General features: G+C 59.0%; 10 protein-coding genes. 2 read left to right on the forward strand and 8 right to left on the reverse strand.

The window, feature by feature from the left end; all coding sequences use genetic code 11:
- Positions 1 to 9: 9 nt before the first annotated feature.
- Genes AC1DSG_RS09150 through tssA form a run of 8 tightly spaced genes read right to left on the reverse strand, consistent with a single transcriptional unit; the run spans position 10 to position 10,992 of the window.
- Positions 10 to 1,527 carry a sigma-54 interaction domain-containing protein gene (locus AC1DSG_RS09150; protein ID WP_477790595.1) on the reverse strand — a complete coding sequence of 506 codons (1,518 nt, stop codon included), beginning with the start codon at positions 1,525 to 1,527 and terminating at the stop codon, positions 10 to 12.
- A gap of 10 nt (positions 1,528 to 1,537) precedes the next feature.
- Positions 1,538 to 4,186, reverse strand: coding sequence for a type VI secretion system ATPase TssH (gene tssH, locus AC1DSG_RS09155; protein WP_477790596.1), 2,649 nt, complete (start codon positions 4,184 to 4,186; stop codon positions 1,538 to 1,540).
- 13 nt (positions 4,187 to 4,199) lie between these two features.
- Positions 4,200 to 5,207 carry a type VI secretion system baseplate subunit TssG gene (tssG, locus tag AC1DSG_RS09160; protein WP_477790597.1) on the reverse strand — a complete coding sequence of 336 codons (1,008 nt, stop codon included), beginning with the start codon at positions 5,205 to 5,207 and terminating at the stop codon, positions 4,200 to 4,202.
- Entirely contained in the window at positions 5,171 to 6,958 is a 1,788-nt protein-coding gene (tssF, locus tag AC1DSG_RS09165; RefSeq protein ID WP_477790598.1) for a type VI secretion system baseplate subunit TssF, read from the reverse strand. The genes tssG and tssF overlap by 37 nt, the downstream gene beginning before the upstream one ends.
- A 19-nt stretch (positions 6,959 to 6,977) precedes the next feature.
- A complete protein-coding gene (tssE, locus tag AC1DSG_RS09170) occupies positions 6,978 to 7,385 on the reverse strand; it encodes a type VI secretion system baseplate subunit TssE (RefSeq protein ID WP_477790599.1) in 408 nt (135 codons plus the stop codon).
- A 13-nt stretch (positions 7,386 to 7,398) separates the two neighbouring features.
- On the reverse strand, positions 7,399 to 8,874 hold the full coding sequence (gene tssC / locus AC1DSG_RS09175; RefSeq protein WP_477790600.1) for a type VI secretion system contractile sheath large subunit: 1,476 nt from the start codon (positions 8,872 to 8,874) through the stop codon (positions 7,399 to 7,401).
- Between the two features lie 25 nt (positions 8,875 to 8,899).
- A complete protein-coding gene (gene tssB / locus AC1DSG_RS09180; RefSeq protein ID WP_477790601.1) occupies positions 8,900 to 9,403 on the reverse strand; it encodes a type VI secretion system contractile sheath small subunit in 504 nt (167 codons plus the stop codon).
- Positions 9,404 to 9,435: 32 nt separating this feature from the next.
- Positions 9,436 to 10,992, reverse strand: coding sequence for a type VI secretion system protein TssA (tssA, locus tag AC1DSG_RS09185; RefSeq protein WP_477790602.1), 1,557 nt, complete (start codon positions 10,990 to 10,992; stop codon positions 9,436 to 9,438).
- Between the two features lie 703 nt (positions 10,993 to 11,695).
- Between tssA and tssI the strand changes: the two genes are divergently transcribed.
- Positions 11,696 to 15,106 (forward strand): type VI secretion system tip protein TssI/VgrG, encoded by a 3,411-nt coding sequence (gene tssI / locus AC1DSG_RS09190; protein ID WP_477790603.1) that lies wholly within the window; start codon positions 11,696 to 11,698, stop codon positions 15,104 to 15,106.
- Positions 15,099 to 15,707 (forward strand): DUF2931 family protein (locus tag AC1DSG_RS09195; protein ID WP_477790604.1); only part of this gene is annotated, 609 nt, incomplete at its 3' end. The genes tssI and AC1DSG_RS09195, both read left to right, overlap by 8 nt.

The raw sequence follows: 15,707 nt of genomic DNA on the forward strand, positions 1-15,707 counted from the left end.
GTCATCGGATTAACCATCGAAATGACCCAGGTTGATATTCAGCCGCCCGAGGCGATACAGCAGCGTGCGCCGTGGCAGGCCGAGTTCGCGCGCGGCGAGGGTTTGGTTGCCGTCGTTTTTGCGCAGGCTATCGAGCAGCAGACTGCGCTCGACCTGCTCCAGACGTTCGCGCAGGTTCAGGCTGTTGTCTTGCGGCATGGCATTCATGCGCAGGGAGAAATGCTCGGCCAGCAACTCCCCGCCTTCGCACAGCAGCACCGCGCGTTCGACCAGGCCTTTGAGCTCGCGAACGTTGCCGGGGAAGGCGTAACCGGACAGGTGATCCAGCGCCGCATCGGACCAACCCACCGCATCGCGCTGCAAGAACGAGCAGGCCTTGTCGGCGAAGTGCCGGGCCAAGTCGAGGATGTCACCTTCGCGCTGACGCAGCGCCGGCAATTCAATCGGGAATTGCGCGAGGCGGTAGTACAAGTCCTCGCGGAACTTGCCTTCGCTGACCAGCACCGATAAATCACGGTGCGTCGCGGCAATGATGCGCACGTCGATCTTGTGGGTGTCGTTGGAACCCAGCGGGCGGATCTCGCCTTCCTGCAACACGCGCAGCAACTTGGCTTGCAACGACAGCGGCATGTCACCGATTTCATCGAGCAATAACGTGCCGCCATTGGCCGCATCGAACAGTCCGACGCGGTCGCGGTCGGCGCCGGTGAAGGCGCCTTTGCGGTAGCCGAACAGCTCGCTTTCCAGCAGACTCTCGGGGAACGCCGCGCAGTTCTGCACGATGAACGCCTGGGAACGGCGCGGGCCGCAATCGTGGATGGCTCGGGCGACCACTTCCTTGCCGGTGCCGGTCTCGCCGCGCAACAGCACGGTGTAAGGGCTGTGCAGGACTTTGCTGATCAGCGAATAGGTCTGGCGCATGGCCGAACTCTTGCCGATCAAGCCGTAACCGCTGGCACTCGGGACACTAACGGGCACTGGCCGCGCAACGCCGGTCGGCTGACGCAAACGTTGCAGCAGATGCAGTTGGCCCAGTACGAACGAGCCCAGCTGCCCGAGGGAATCGGCAAAGCCTTGCAGGTCGATGTGCCGGCGACTGGCACACAGCAGCAAACCTTCGACCGACTTCTGCTGATTGACCAGCGGCACGCACAACAGCGACTGCCAAGGCGTGGCCTGCGGCGGCAGGAAACTGGTTTCGTGCAGACTGCCGCTCAACTCGCCAAGGCTCACTACGCGGTTCTGGCACAGGGCGAATTGCAGCAGTTGCTCACCGTTGTAATCCGCCGGCAGGCTCGCCGCTTCCCGGGGTTGCAGGATGCCGTTCAGGCATTCGGCGTTCATCCCCAGGCACGTGTGGGTCGCGTCCAGCAGGTACAGCTGCGTCAGTTCGCAACCGCTGAGCTCGGCCAACCCGCGCACGAAGTCACCCAGCAGCGCAGCACCGTCCGCTGCCCGCGACAGGCTGGCGAACCGCGCCAGCAAGGCCTCGGCATAAACCAGCGGTTGCGGCACTTGAGTGAACATCACCCCCACCTCAGGCGAACTCGCAGATCACGCTGGCGTCACCGTCGAGCGTGGCATGCACACGCTTGAGGCTTTCACCGGCGGCCATCGCGTCGAGCAGGCGGTCGGCCACCAGCGGCAACACATGCAAATCAAGCAAATGGTCGATCAGTCGCGCACCACTGTCGCTTTGGGTACAGCGCTCGGCCAGGTGATCGACGAGGTTCTGGCAGTAAGTGAAATCCAGCTGACGACGGTTAAGGCGCTCGCCCAAACGGCCGAGTTTGATTTCGATCAGCTCACGCAGCACCGGGCCGCCCACCGGGTAGTAAGGCACCACGCGCATGCGCGCCAGCAGCGCCGGTTTGAAGTGCTTGCTGAGGACCGGGCGGATGGTGTCTTCGAGTACCACAGCGGTCGGCCGCGCGCCGTTTTCGCAGAGTTCGCTAATGCGATCGCTGCCAAGGTTCGAGGTCATCAGGATCAGCGTGTTGCGAAAATCGATCTCGCGCCCTTCCCCGTCATTGGCCACGCCTTTGTCGAAGATTTGGTAGAACAGGTTCAATACGTCCGGGTCGGCTTTCTCGACTTCATCGAGCAGTACGACGGAGTACGGCTTCTGGCGCACGGCTTCGGTGAGCATGCCGCCCTCGCCATAACCGACGTAGCCCGGTGGCGCACCGATCAGCCGCGAGACGGTGTGTTTCTCCTGGAACTCGGACATGTTGATGGTGGTGATGAAACGATCACCGCCGTAGAGCAAATCAGCGAGGGCCAGTGCGGTTTCGGTTTTGCCGACGCCGCTCGGGCCGACCAACAGGAACACGCCCACTGGCGCGTCGGGTTTGTTGAGGCCGGCAGCGGTGGCACGCATCGAGCGGTCCAGGGCGTGAACGGCTTGCTCCTGACCACGAATGCGCGTGCGCAGGTCAGTAGCGAAGCTCGCGACCTTGGCGTTGTGCTCGCGGGCCAGTTGCGCCAATGGCACACCGGTCCAGGCGCTGATCACTTCGGCGACCAGGCGCGGGCAGACTTCGAAGCTCACCAGGCGTTCTTTGACCTGGGCCTCGGTCAGGGCTTTGTGAGTTTCGTTGAGCTGGGTTTCCAGGGTTTCGACGCTTTGCGTTTCGTCGACCGGCAGGGTTTCGATCACAGTGCCATCGGCGACTTCTGCAACCGTGACTGTCGGTTCGACGGCGGCAGCTTCGCGAGCCTTAGCCAGTTGCTGGCGCAGATCCAACAGGCGTTCGGCTAGCTCTTTCTGTTCGGTCCACAGGGTTTCCAGCGCTGCCCTTTCGTCTTCGGCTTCGTCCAAGCGTGCTTCCAGCGCGTCCAGCGCTTCGTGATCGATCAGCAAACCAGCTTCGGCGTCACGGCGCTGGGCCTGACGCTGACGGCCACCTTCGGCCAGTTCCCCACGCAAGCGTTCAAGGCTTTCCGGCGCGGCAGCGAGGCTGATGCGCACACGGGCGCAGGCGGTGTCGAGTACGTCGACGGCTTTGTCTGGCAGTTGGCGTCCAGCGAGGTAACGGGCGGACAGTTCAGCAGCAGAGACGACGGCGTCATCGCGCAGGTAAATGCCGTGGCTCTTCTCGTACACCTGAGCCAGGCCACGGAGGATGGTCACCGCTTCGCTGACGGTCGGCTCGTGCAGTTGCACCGGTTGGAAACGACGGGCCAGCGCCGGGTCTTTCTCGAAGTATTTTTTGTATTCCGCCCAGGTGGTCGCCGCGATGGTGCGCAACTCACCGCGGGCCAGCGCCGGTTTCAGCAGGTTGGCCGCGTCGGAACCGCCGGCATTGCCACCCGCACCGATCAGCGTATGAGCTTCGTCAATAAACAGGATGATCGGTTTCGGCGACGCTTTGACTTCGTCGATCACGCCTTTGAGGCGACGTTCGAATTCACCTTTGACACTGGCGCCGGCCTGCAACAGCCCCATGTCCAGCGACAGCAGTTCGACGCCTTTCAGGACTTGCGGCACTTCACCGGCGGCAATGCGCGAGGCCAGGCCTTCGACAATCGCGGTTTTACCGACACCGGCCTCACCGACCACAATCGGGTTGTTCTTGCGCCGACGAGCGAGGATGTCGACCATCTGCCGGATCGCGCCATCGCGGCACAGCACCGGGTCGAGTTTGCCGTCGCGGGCCTGTTGGGTCAGGTTGTGGGTGAAGCGCTGCAACAGCGATTCGCCCGGTACGGCGAGTTTGCCGGTGGCCGGTTGTTCCTTCTGTGACAGGGCGAATTCTTTCAGGCGATCAATGTTCAGCCTGGCCAGCAACGATTGGTAACGGCTGCCGGCGTAGCGCATCGGGTTACGCAGCAGGGCGAGGATCAGCGCGGCCTGTTCGACCTGGGTCTGGCCCAGTTCGAGGTTGGCCACCAGCAAGGCATCTTGCAGCCACTGCACCAGTTCCGGGGCGAACACCGGGTTGCGCGACGCGCTGTGCTCGACCCGCGATTGCAGGGCGGCGCTCAGCTCACCGGCATCCACTTCGGCGTCTTGCAACGCGCGTGGGAGCAGGCCTTGCGGACGCTCCAGCAACCCCAGCAGCAAGTCTTCGACGAGGATTTTGCTGCCGCCACGGGCGACGCAACGCTCGGCAGAACTTTCCAGATCGCGACGGGTTTCGGCGTCCAGCGCCTGTATAAGCTGTTGCAGGTCTACGTTGATCATTGCTCATCAGTCCTTAATGAATTTTGCTGCCCAGGGTCACCACGCCGTCCGCTTTTTCGCGGCCCAGCCAACTGGTCCATCCCAGGCGACAGGCGTTCTGCTCGCCGATGCGCAGTTCGCGGATTTCTTCCTGACGCAACACCAGGCGAATGTCGTAATCGAGCGGGTCACGCAGGGTGAAGCGCACCAGCGCACACAGCGGTTGGTAGCCGAAACCGATGGGCAGGAATTCGTGAAAGCGTTGCCAGTCGAGTTCACGAATGTGAATGCGGAACTTGCCGCTGCGGTCACGCACGTGTTCGCCCAGCACCAGGTCTTCAGCGAGCAGGCTGTTGGCGCGACCCAAACGATTGCGTTGCTCGTCGAGAATTTCCACGCGACGCTCGATGCACTGCTCGATGGTCAGTTCGGCATGTTTGAAGTAGTACCGCAGCACCGCTTCGATCAACGCCGCCGAGTGCGCCCGCAAGCTCAGTAAGCCGAGGTACGGCAGCAGGCGTTTCCAGTTCAGTTCCCCGGCCTTGCGGATCTCTTCACCACCCAGGCCGATCAATGCAAACAGCTGAGAAGAGAACGGGTCGAGGGCGCCGCTCTCGAAGCTCGCGCAGTAGCGGTATTTGCGCCAGATCGGCAGCATCAGCCGTTGCAGGCGATGGTGAAACAGGTCGAGGAAGTTGCGGGTCGGATTGCCGTCTTCGCTGTCGCCCAAGGCCTGTTCGCCATAGAACGCCGGCAGCGGTGACCCGGAACCGACCAGGCCGATCAGGTTGAAACGCAGGCGCGCGCGCATCTGTCCGTGCTCGTGGAAAAACTCCACGCGATCGACATCGCTGCCCGGGAAACCCAGGCTCGGGTTGGCCTGGAATTCCAGCTGGTCGTACAAATCGTCCTGACTCAGGTGCGGGTGGGCCTCGCGCAGCCGGTCAACCACCAGCAGCACGGCCTGAAACAGCGAGTACTCGCGTATTCCCCGGGTCAGACCGCTTAAAGCAGCGGCTGAAGGCCCATACGTGGTGTCCATTGGTACACCTCTCCCTGTGTGCTTTTTACCCGCAGCTCGTGGTACGAATTGAGGCTGGCGTAAAGCGCGAAAAACTCGTTAAGAACCGAAGCGAAGACAAACAGGTCGCCCTCGCCGATGTAGCCTTGCGGGTCGATGGTCAACTCGGTGCGCAACCCGCGCACCGGCAAGCCGCGATGCAAGCGGTCGACGTGTTGATGATTGATCGATTTGAGCCCGCCGAGCAGGCGTTTGCTGACCTTCGCCGCGTGCTGGTCGTAGTAGCGCGGCAGGTCGTAGGTTTCGAGAATCACCTTCAACGCATTGACGTCGGCCAGGGACAAGTAGTTGAGCGACATGTTGCTGATCAGCTTCCACAAAAAGTCGCGATTCAGCGGCGGCGCATAGCTGGGGGTGGCCGGGGTTATGTTGCGGAAACTGAGGAACTCCGGCGTCTTTTCGCAGGCCCGGCTGATGTCGCCAGGCTTGAGCTTGCGCGGCAGGTTCTGGTTGGTGCACGTCAGTTCGATCGACAGGGTTTCGTGGGCTTCGGTGTGGCGGATGCCGAAGCTCAAGTAAGTGTCGAGGCCGTCGTGCAAGAGCGACGAACGTTGGCGAATGCTGAAATGCGGACGGCTGTTGGGCATGTCAAAACTCGGGTCGTGCTCGAAGGATTCGAACGGCACGTATTCCTGATAGCTGAGGCCGCCGGGTTTCCATCCCGTGACACTTTCCACCGAAAACACACCGCATTTTTCCAGGTCATATATCGCGGGCAGCAGCAGGTATTCGTCCTGCTTGCCGTCGAGTCGGATCGGCAGCGCATCGTGCTTGAACAGGTTGACGATGGGCGTGCAGTACAGCTTCACGTTGTCCAGGGTCGGGCGCATGCGCAGGATGCCGCTCTTGCGAATATCGAAGCGTAATTCGAGGCCGCGCATCTGCTTCAGCGTGTCTTCCGGCAACGCCTTGAGCAGGTCCAGACCGTTGACGTCGACGAACAGGAATTTGTCCTGGAAGGCGAAATATTCTTGCAGGTAGCGATAGCCGCGGAAGGTGTTCAGCGGATACGGAATCAACGCTTCATCTTCGGCAAATCCCACCGGCTGCACGCGGTCGCCGGGCATCTTGAACGCCATCGGCGTGTCGTTGACGCCATTGATCGGCTTGCCGGCGCCGTCCAGCGGGATCAACTCGATGCCTTCCAGATTGCGCAACAGACTCAGGTACAGCATCTGACTGATGTAACGCTCGCCGGCGAAATGCAGACGCAAGCGGCTCAACTCCAGCTCACCGAAATGACCGTCGGCGCTCATCTCCAGGCGCAGGCTCAACAGCGAACCGTCACCCTTCACCGAGTACGTCAGCGCGGCTAGATTCAGCGCCAGGACTTCGGTCGGGTAGCACGTGCGGAAACGGCAACGCACGTCTTCAATCGGAACGCTTTCAATCGGCGTATCACGCTCGACTTTCAGCGCCGGGCCGGAGCGCTTGAGCGGATCGAACTGCAAAATGCTGAACGCCGGCAGCGGCCGCATGTAGTTGGGCCACAGCAGTTGSATCAGCGAATGGCTGAGTTCTGGCAATTCGTCGTCGAGCTTCTGGCGCAGCCGACCGGTCAGGAACGCAAAACCTTCCAGCAACCGCTCCACGTCCGGATCCCGCCCGGCCTGGCCGAGGAAAGGCGCCAACGCCGGGCTACGCTCGGCGAATCGACGACCTAACTGGCGAAGTGCGGTGAGTTCGCTTTGGTAGTAGTGGTTAAAGGACACGCGCAATACCTGTTTATCGTTAGCTGACGTTGACTTGACCGCGACCATCCAGGCGCGCGGCGAAACTGACCTGACGCTTGAAACCATCAACTTCCAGCAGGCCTTCGATGCTGAAGGACAGGCGAAGCTGATCGTGGTCACGCGGCAGGGAGATGACACGCACATTGCTCAGGCGTGGCTCGTAGGCTTCGATGAAATTTTCGATGGCCTTACGGGCCTGACTCAGGGAGTCGTGCAGGCTCAGACGCATGTCATTGAGATCGGGTAGCCCGTAATCGGACAGCGTTTGCACGCTGCCCGCACGGGTGCTGAGCATCTTGGCCAGATGGGCAGCCACCGACGCCATGACGGAGACTTCACGGCTCCAGCCGACGCGTTTGTCCGCGTCGCCACCCAGGCGTTCGAAAAGGCTGCCGTATCCAGTCATGAATTGGCTCCGCTTACTCTTTGTCCAGCTTGCCAACCAGCGACAGGGTGAAATCGGCACCCATGTACTTGAAGTGCGGGCGCACGTTCAGGCTGACGCGGTACCAGCCAGGCTCGCCATCGACATCGCTGACGATGATTTCGGCTGCGCGCAGCGGACGACGGCCACGGACTTCGGCGCTCGGGTTTTCCTGGTCGGCCACGTACTGGCGGATCCACTTGTTGAGTTCCAGCTCGAGGTCGGTACGTTCTTTCCACGAACCGAGTTGCTCGCGCTGCAGCACTTTCAAGTAGTGAGCCAGGCGGTTGACGATCATCATGTACGGCAGTTGGGTGCCGAGCTTGTAGTTCAGCTCTGCGGTCTTGCCTTCTGCACTGATGCCAAAGGTCTTCGGCTTCTGCACCGAGCTGGCGGAGAAGAACGCCGCGTTGTCGGAGCCTTTGCGCATGGTGAGGGAGATGAAACCTTCCTCGGCCAGTTCGTATTCACGACGGTCGCTAACCAATACTTCCGTAGGAATCTTGGTTTCGATTTCGCCCATGCTTTCGAAGTGGTGCAACGGCAGGTCTTCCACCGCGCCACCGCTTTGCGGGCCGATGATGTTCGGGCACCAGCGAAATTTGGCGAAGCTGTCGGTCAGCTTGGTGCCGAACGCATAGGCGGTGTTGCCCCACAGGTAGTGTTCGTGGCTGTTGGCGACGGTTTCCTTGTACACGAACGATTTGACCGGGTTTTCTTGCGGGTCGTACGGGTTACGCAACAGGAAACGCGGAACGGTCAGGCCAACGTAACGGGCGTCTTCCGACTGGCGGAAACTCTGCCATTTGGCGAATTGCGGACCTTCGAAATGGTCCTTCAAATCCTTCAGGTCCGGCAGACCGGTGAAGCTTTCCAGGCCGAAGAATTTCGGGCCGGCCGCCGCGATAAACGGCGCGTGGGACATGCAGGCCACGCTGGACACGTACTGCATCAGTTTCACGTCCGGCGAGCTTGGGGACATGAAGTAGTTGGCGATGATCGCGCCCACCGGCTGACCACCGAACTGACCGTATTCGGCGGTGTAGATGTGCTTGTACAGGCCCGACTGCATCACTTCCGGCGAATCTTCGAAGTCGTCCAGCAGGTCGTCTTTGGAGACGTTGAGAATCTCGATCTTGATGTTTTCGCGGAAGTTGGTGCGGTCGACCAGCAGTTGCAGACCACGCCACGACGACTCCAGCGACTGGAAATCAGGGTGGTGAAGGATTTCGTCCATCTGACGGCTGAGCTTGGCATCGATCTCGGCGATCATGCGGTCAACCATGGCTTTCTTGACCGGCTCGCCGTTGTTCTGCGGCTTGAGCAGCTCTTCGATGAAGGCCGACACACCGCGTTTGGCGATGTTGTAGGCTTCATCGTCCGGGGTCAGGCGGGTTTCGGCGATGATGCTGTCGAGAATGCTGTATTCGCCGTTCTCGTTGCTCTTTTGCTGTGCTGCGCTAGTGCTCATTGTTGGCTTCCTTGACTGATGGGGCTCAGACGTTTTGGGCGGCGGCGTTCAAGCCCAGCTCACCCAATACGCGACCGCGGGATTCGTCGTCGGCGAGCACGCCTTCGATGGCTTTGCGGAACGCAGGCGCGTTACCCAGCGGGCCTTTGAGGGCCACCAGCGCGTCGCGCAACTCCATCAGTTTTTTCAGCTCAGGCACTTGCTCGACCAGGCTGGCCGGGTTGAAGTCCTTCATCGAATTGACGCGCAGTTGCACGGCCAGTTCTTCAGTTTCGCCGCCGTCCTGAAGACGGTTGGGTACACTCAGCGTCAGGCTCAGCTCTTGCTTGGCCAGCACTTCGTCGAAGGTCGTCCTGTCGATGCTGATCGGCTTGCGATCTTCGACTTTGCGTTCGTCCTTGCGGTGGGTGTAGTCACCGATTGCCAGTAGTTTCAACGGCAGTTCGATCTCTTCCTGTGCACCACCGGTGGCAGGTTTGAACGTGACGTTGATGCGCTCCTTGGGGGCTACCGAGCCTTCTTTGGCCATGGCTTTTCTCCTTGCGGTTGTGGCCCTTGGGCCTATTCGAGTACCACTTCAAGATCGAGGTGGCACAGCCTGCGATAAATCTCTTCCTTGCGTTCACGTACGGCATGGTTCTGCGGCAACAGCTCGCAGCAGCTATGCAGTAAATGCAGCACTTCCAGCGCAAGATCGGGCTCCCAGGCATGCAGGCCTGAGTCCTGTAATGTTTGGTCGAGGGTTTCGAGTTGGGTCTTGGCCAGTTCGTATTTCTTGGCCATGAAGCACAGCCGCGCGAGGGCGAACTGCCAGAAGAATCGAACGCGCCCGCCCTGGGCACTTTGCAGGCCCTGCTTGAGAATCTGCACGGCAGCCTTGAGGCCGTCCTTGCGCAGGATCGGCAGGACTTCTTCCAGGGCCAGCTCCCAGGCCGGCTGGGTGTCGGCGACTTCGACCTTGCGCGGCGCGCTGGCGGTTTGCAGGTGCGGCATGACGTTGGCGCTGATCCAGGCGCGGGTGGCCGGATCGGCAAATGGCGCGCCATCGTGGTAACGCAATTCGATGATGCCGGGCAAGCGCTGAACCAACAGTGCGAAATGGATTTCCACTTCGCGCATGGCCATCTCGGCGTTCAAGGCCTGAAGGCATTCCCAGACCATGCGCTGGCCGTCGAACCAGAACGGCGCCTTCGCCAGGCTCGCCTCCAGTTCCACCAGCAGGTCGGCGTATTTGGCCTGATCGTAACGGTCTTGACAGGCCTTGAGCTTGTCCGCGGGCAAGCCGCGCAACGCGGTGATTTGCTCGGCATTACGCTCGGGAACCGCATCGATGGGCAACCACAGCAGCGTGCGATTAAGGCGCAAGGCCCGCAGGTCCGTGGCCTTCTGCTTGAGCCACCAGGCACACAATGGACGCGCGCTCTCTTGTTGGGCGCGCAGGGCCTTGTGGGCTTCTTTTTCGTTGTCGATCGATGCGCCGGGGGTGAACAGTTGCGTGGCGGCTTGTTTCACCTGAGCCACTGCAGCGCCTACTACGCCGGGCTCCGGTTGATTGTCGGCAGCGCGTTGCACCCTGTTTTTCAGGCGGCGGGAGATTGGCAGCAGCAGCGGCGCATCGTCGCCCAAGTGCTCGGTGCAGACGGTATCGAGGCCTTCAAGGTGTTCGACCAGCCGCCGGAACATCGGCAACTGTTCTTTGATCGCGACGTCTTCGGTGAGCACCTGCTCAAGACGTGGCACCAGCCAACTGATGGCAGCGGAGCGGGTGCGGGACTTGCCCGGGTGAATCTCGGCCCAGTGATTTTCTACCAAATGGTGCAGCAGGCCGAGGCCGGCCAACAGTCCTTGGAAAGACTCACGCTGGTACAGGGCCCAACTCAGCCACGCGCCGACCCGCAAATCCTTGGACTGGGTACGCAGCAGGTTTTCGCTGATTTCACAGATTTTCAGCCAGTCGATCTGACCGCTTTCGTGCATGGATGAGGCTTTCGCCAGCTCGCTTTCCAGCGCTTCATAATCGCCCGAAAAGCGAACGTCCTCGCCCGCGAAATTCTCTTTGGAAACAGAGACCTTTGCGAGTTCAAGGTAATGCGCGGAAAGTTTGCTTGAGTAGGACATCCATTGCCTTTATTTAGAATTACGGTCATACACGCAATGAACATTTCAGCGACGTGCAACCGTATCAAAGAGCTGCGAAAAATCTTATCCAATTGAAATCATGCTCTTTCAAGCGCTGCGTCGCACTTAAGAAGATGGCCACTATCGAGAATTCAATTAAACAACGAAACGAATTGATTTTTATTTGACAAAGTGGATCTCCTTATATGTTGCAGGACACCTGCTAATGTCGATTTAATCTTCAAACCATTACCTGACACCCCTGAAACCACCGAAATAGAGCCGCCAGCCAAGCCTGATGCAATTGATTGGCTGCAGACTCCCGTTGAAGGCGTGCAGCATGCCAACAATTGGCAAGGAATAATGTAGGAACAATCCGAAATGTTTCCGCTTTATTAAAAAAATCGAAACCAGTCAATTCAGGCGTAAAAACCGCCATCGGATTGATAGCACCATCAATCTGACTAAATGCTCAATTTCGCACGACACCGTGTAACTGCCATAACTTCGCTCGTAACTGCAAGGCAATATCCTGAAGTACAGACGTTTCGGACAGTGTTTCGAGCTGCGTCCTACATCAACCCTTTTAATACGTTGTTAGCGTGCCAGACATTAACGCTTGCTCAGGCCGGGCATGGCTCTGGCAGCGCGACTTATTCCCCCTCAGCTCAAGGACGAGCTCACAAAGCAAAAGGATAAGCGAATGTTCGCACCGGCCAATGCTGCTCACTTCACCCTTGTGATCCCAACGGTCCGCAATGATTTCAAGGTGCTCGCCTTTGAAGGCACTGAAACCATCAGCGCCTTGTATTCAGTTAACGTCGATCTGGTCAGCGAGTACCCGGATATCGATCTGGAATGCCTGCTCAACCAACCTGCTTTTTTGCAATTCGGCCTTAACGGCGAAGGTATTCATGGTCATATCGCAGGGGTATCCGCGGGCGATGTCGGTAAACGTCTGACCCGCTACCGCGTAAACCTGGTGCCGACGCTGCACTTCTTGCAGTTCAGCCACGATCAGCGGATTTTCCAGCGCCAGACGGTGCCGCAAATCATCGCCAAGGTACTCAAGGGGCATGGCATCCAGGCCGATGCGTTTACCTTCCACGTCAGAACGAGTCCCGAACGCGAATACTGCACCCAATACCGGGAAAATGATTTTGAGTTCGTCCGCAGGCTGTGCGCCGAGGACGGTATTGCCTGGCACCATCAGCATTCCCCGGAAGGTCATTTGCTGGTGTTCACCGATGACCAGACCTTCTTCCCCATACTGGGCGAAACCCCCTATCAGCAAGACTCCGGCATGGTGGCGGAGCATCCCGTTGTCAGCCAGCTGTCGATGGGTTTCAGCACCCGCCCCAGCAAGGTTACCCGGCGACACTACGACCTGAAACGCCCGAGCCTTTTACTGGAAAGTCGCTTCACCGCCGAGTTCAGCCCCGAGCTTGAAGACTATCGTTACCCACTGTTTTTCGAGAGTGAAAAGCTCGGCAAGCAGCTCGCCCGGCAGGCGCTGGAACGACACCGGGCCGATTACCAATTGGCCGAGGGCGAAAGTGATCAGCCTGGTCTGCGCAGCGGCCACTTTTTCAGTCTGACGGATCACCCACGCGCTACGTACAACGATCTATGGCTGCTGCTAAGCGTCACCCACACTGCAAAGCAGCCACAGGTGCTCGAAGAGTCAGTCACCAGCGCCGAACCCAAGGACGGATTTACTCAGGGCTACCGCAACAGCTTCAGTGCGATTCCATGGGATGTGTTTTATCGACCACCGATGCCTGCGCAACGACCAGCGCTCGTCTGCCAGACCGCCCGCGTCACCGGGCCTGCCGGCGAAGAGATCTACTGCGATGAATACGGTCGCGTCAAAGTCAAATTTTATTGGGACCGGGCTGAGCGCAACAGTGAAAGCAGCAGTTGCTGGCTGCGAGTGGCCTCCGGCTGGGCGGGGGAAAACTTCGGCGCGGTGACCATTCCGCGTATCGGCATGGAAGTCCTCGTCACCTACCTCGAAGGCAATCCCGATAATCCATTGATAACTGGCTGCCTGATCAACAAGGTCACGCCGCCGCCCTACCCCTTGCCCGAGAACAAAACCAGAACCGTACTGCGCAGCCACAGCTCCCCCAGCACAGGCGGTTACAACGAACTGTCGATTGAAGACCGCGCCGGACAGGAATTGATCTACCTGCGTGCCCAGCGGGATATGGAGCAGAAGGTCGAGAACGACAGCCGATTGCAAGTGGGCAACGAACGTCGGGAAAACATCAAGGGCAACAGCATCGTGGTGCTCGGGGCTGAAGAACATCGCACGGTTACGGCGGATCGCAAGACTCAGCTCAAGGCCAGTGACTATTTGCAGATTGCCGCAAGCAGCTACACCCGAGTCGGCGAAGCGCTAGTGGTTGAGGCTGGCGAGCACGTTCATATCAAGGCTGGGGCCAGTCTGGTGCTGGACGCGGGCGCCAGCATTACGTTGAAGGCGGGTGGTCACCATATCGTGATCGATGCGGGCGGGGTTTTCAGCAGTAACGAGATTGAGGKGGGGGGTTCGCCGGGGGCGGGGATGGCGGCGCATGCGTTGTTGCCGGGGGCAGTGGCGGGGTTGTTGGCGGCTGTCGTGCCTGAGCCATTGGAAGAGGATGAGTTGGAGGAAGAAGAAGAGGAAGTCGAAGAAGAAGGGATTACTTTGCGGATTGGGGTGTTCTTTGATGGTACCGGGAATAACCGATCCAACAGTGAGAAGGTCGCAGGGTGTTATGCGCGGGATGTGAATCTGCTGGAGGAGGCGGAGGATATTCAGCAGTTTTGTCAGGCGTATGGGTATGACGGTCAGGGGAACACGCCGGATGATAGTTATGGGAATGACACGAGCAATGTGGCGAAGCTGTATGAGCTGTACACCGATGACAGTAAGCGGCTATTGCCTGATGACGAAACCATCGGATACATCCCAGTTTATCTGGAGGGCATCGGTACCAGCAGTGGTGAAAAGGATTCACTTTTTTCACCAATGACCGGCGTAGGTGCACACGGTGTATCAGCGCGGGTTGCGCAGAGTCCAGCGCTCATTCTTGAAAGGGTTGAGCGCTTCAAGCGATCTAATCCTGATCGAAAGGTTGAACGTGTCGAGTTCGACATATTCGGTTTCAGTCGCGGTGCTGCAGCTGCACGGCATTTTGCCAATGAAGTACAGAAAGGAGAAAAGAATCCATTGGCGGCGCTGCTACCCGCCAATGCGTCGTTGTTTACCGAGGACTTTTCCTGGCGCACCAACACCGATGTCTCCATCAACTTTATCGGCATCTTCGACACTGTTGCCGCTGTAGCCAACTTGGCTGAAGGTGACTTTAGCGCCCACGACGCCAACAATCCCGGTGTCAACTTGTGTCTAGCGCCCGATGTGGCGAAAAAGGTCGTGCATTTGGTGGCGGGGGACGAGCGCCGTCATAACTTCTCACTCAACAGCGCCGGCGCTGCTGATATCAAGCTGCCCGGCGCCCACTCCGATCTGGGTGGTGGGTATCTACCGAACCTCATTGAACGAGTTCTGCTTAGCAAGCCGCGCTGCAGCCGCGATATGGACCTTCACGTGCCTTCCACAGCGTCACCCGCCTATCTTTCGGCTGAGCGGGAGCTAGGTCGCCTTCAGGATCAACTTAACCTGTATGGACTTCCACTGGAGGTGCAAACCTGGACCGTGGAGGTCACCAACAACGCAAAAGGCGACAGATCCAAGTCGAAAAATGTGTATGCAACCGTGCGCAGCCAGCGAACTGTGCGCAACGAACTGGCGTTTGTTTACCTGCGAATCATGCGCGAGTTGGGGGCCAGGCACGACGTCCCGTTCAGGGTTATTGACAAAGAGGATCAAAAATACGCACTACCGACAGAGCTAAAATCGATTGCCGAGAAACTCATGGCTTACGCGTTAGGCGCCACTCGCCGAACGAGCCTGAGCCTCGACGAAGAGGAGTTGCTCTACCGCCGCTACATCCATCTGTCTGCCAACTGGAATGCCGCCAAAGGCTGGAACAGCAGCGATCTGAACATCGTGTTTATTGATCGACCTGCCGAAAACAATAAGCGCGTGGTGCATCCCGATGCATAGGTGCTCACGCTTGTTTAAATCCGGCTTTGCGCTGCTATTTGTGTTGTTGGGAGGATGTGCCTCTGTCGTTAGCAGATCATTACCTTACGACGCGTGGAGCCTCGATTTTTTTAACCCCGACTATATGGAAGTCTGGATCGAAACGGCCGGTGTCGTTGATATCAATGAGCGCGTGTTCCTTCGCGCGGGTAGCGGTATACCGGCTATGGGGTATCCACGCGCAATGAGCAAAGGCGTACCGTCCGAGTTCAGAGGCAAACCAGCGGGATGGCAAGAAGATCCTGGAGGAAAAGGCCGGTATGTCATCGGGGCTGACCTGCCTCGTTTGGTCTATGTGCGCTGGCAGTCCATGGCAGAACCACAGACCTACGGAGCCTACATCGAGATCCCCGAATCTGCGCGGGACACCATGCTCAAGGCTGAAAACGCTTATTGCGGTGCGGTAGGTAAATGGAAAACCGATTACCGAAAATTTTTGACTATCGGCTTGGCGCCCGGAGGAGTCGCCAAAGTGTGGTTGGGTGGGGCCTGTTTAAAAGCGACCGAAGTCACCAGAGTCCAAGGCAAGATCCATCCAAAAGGTCCTTACGGGGGCACGTCC

The organism is Pseudomonas sp. P5_A12, from assembly GCF_056400685.1.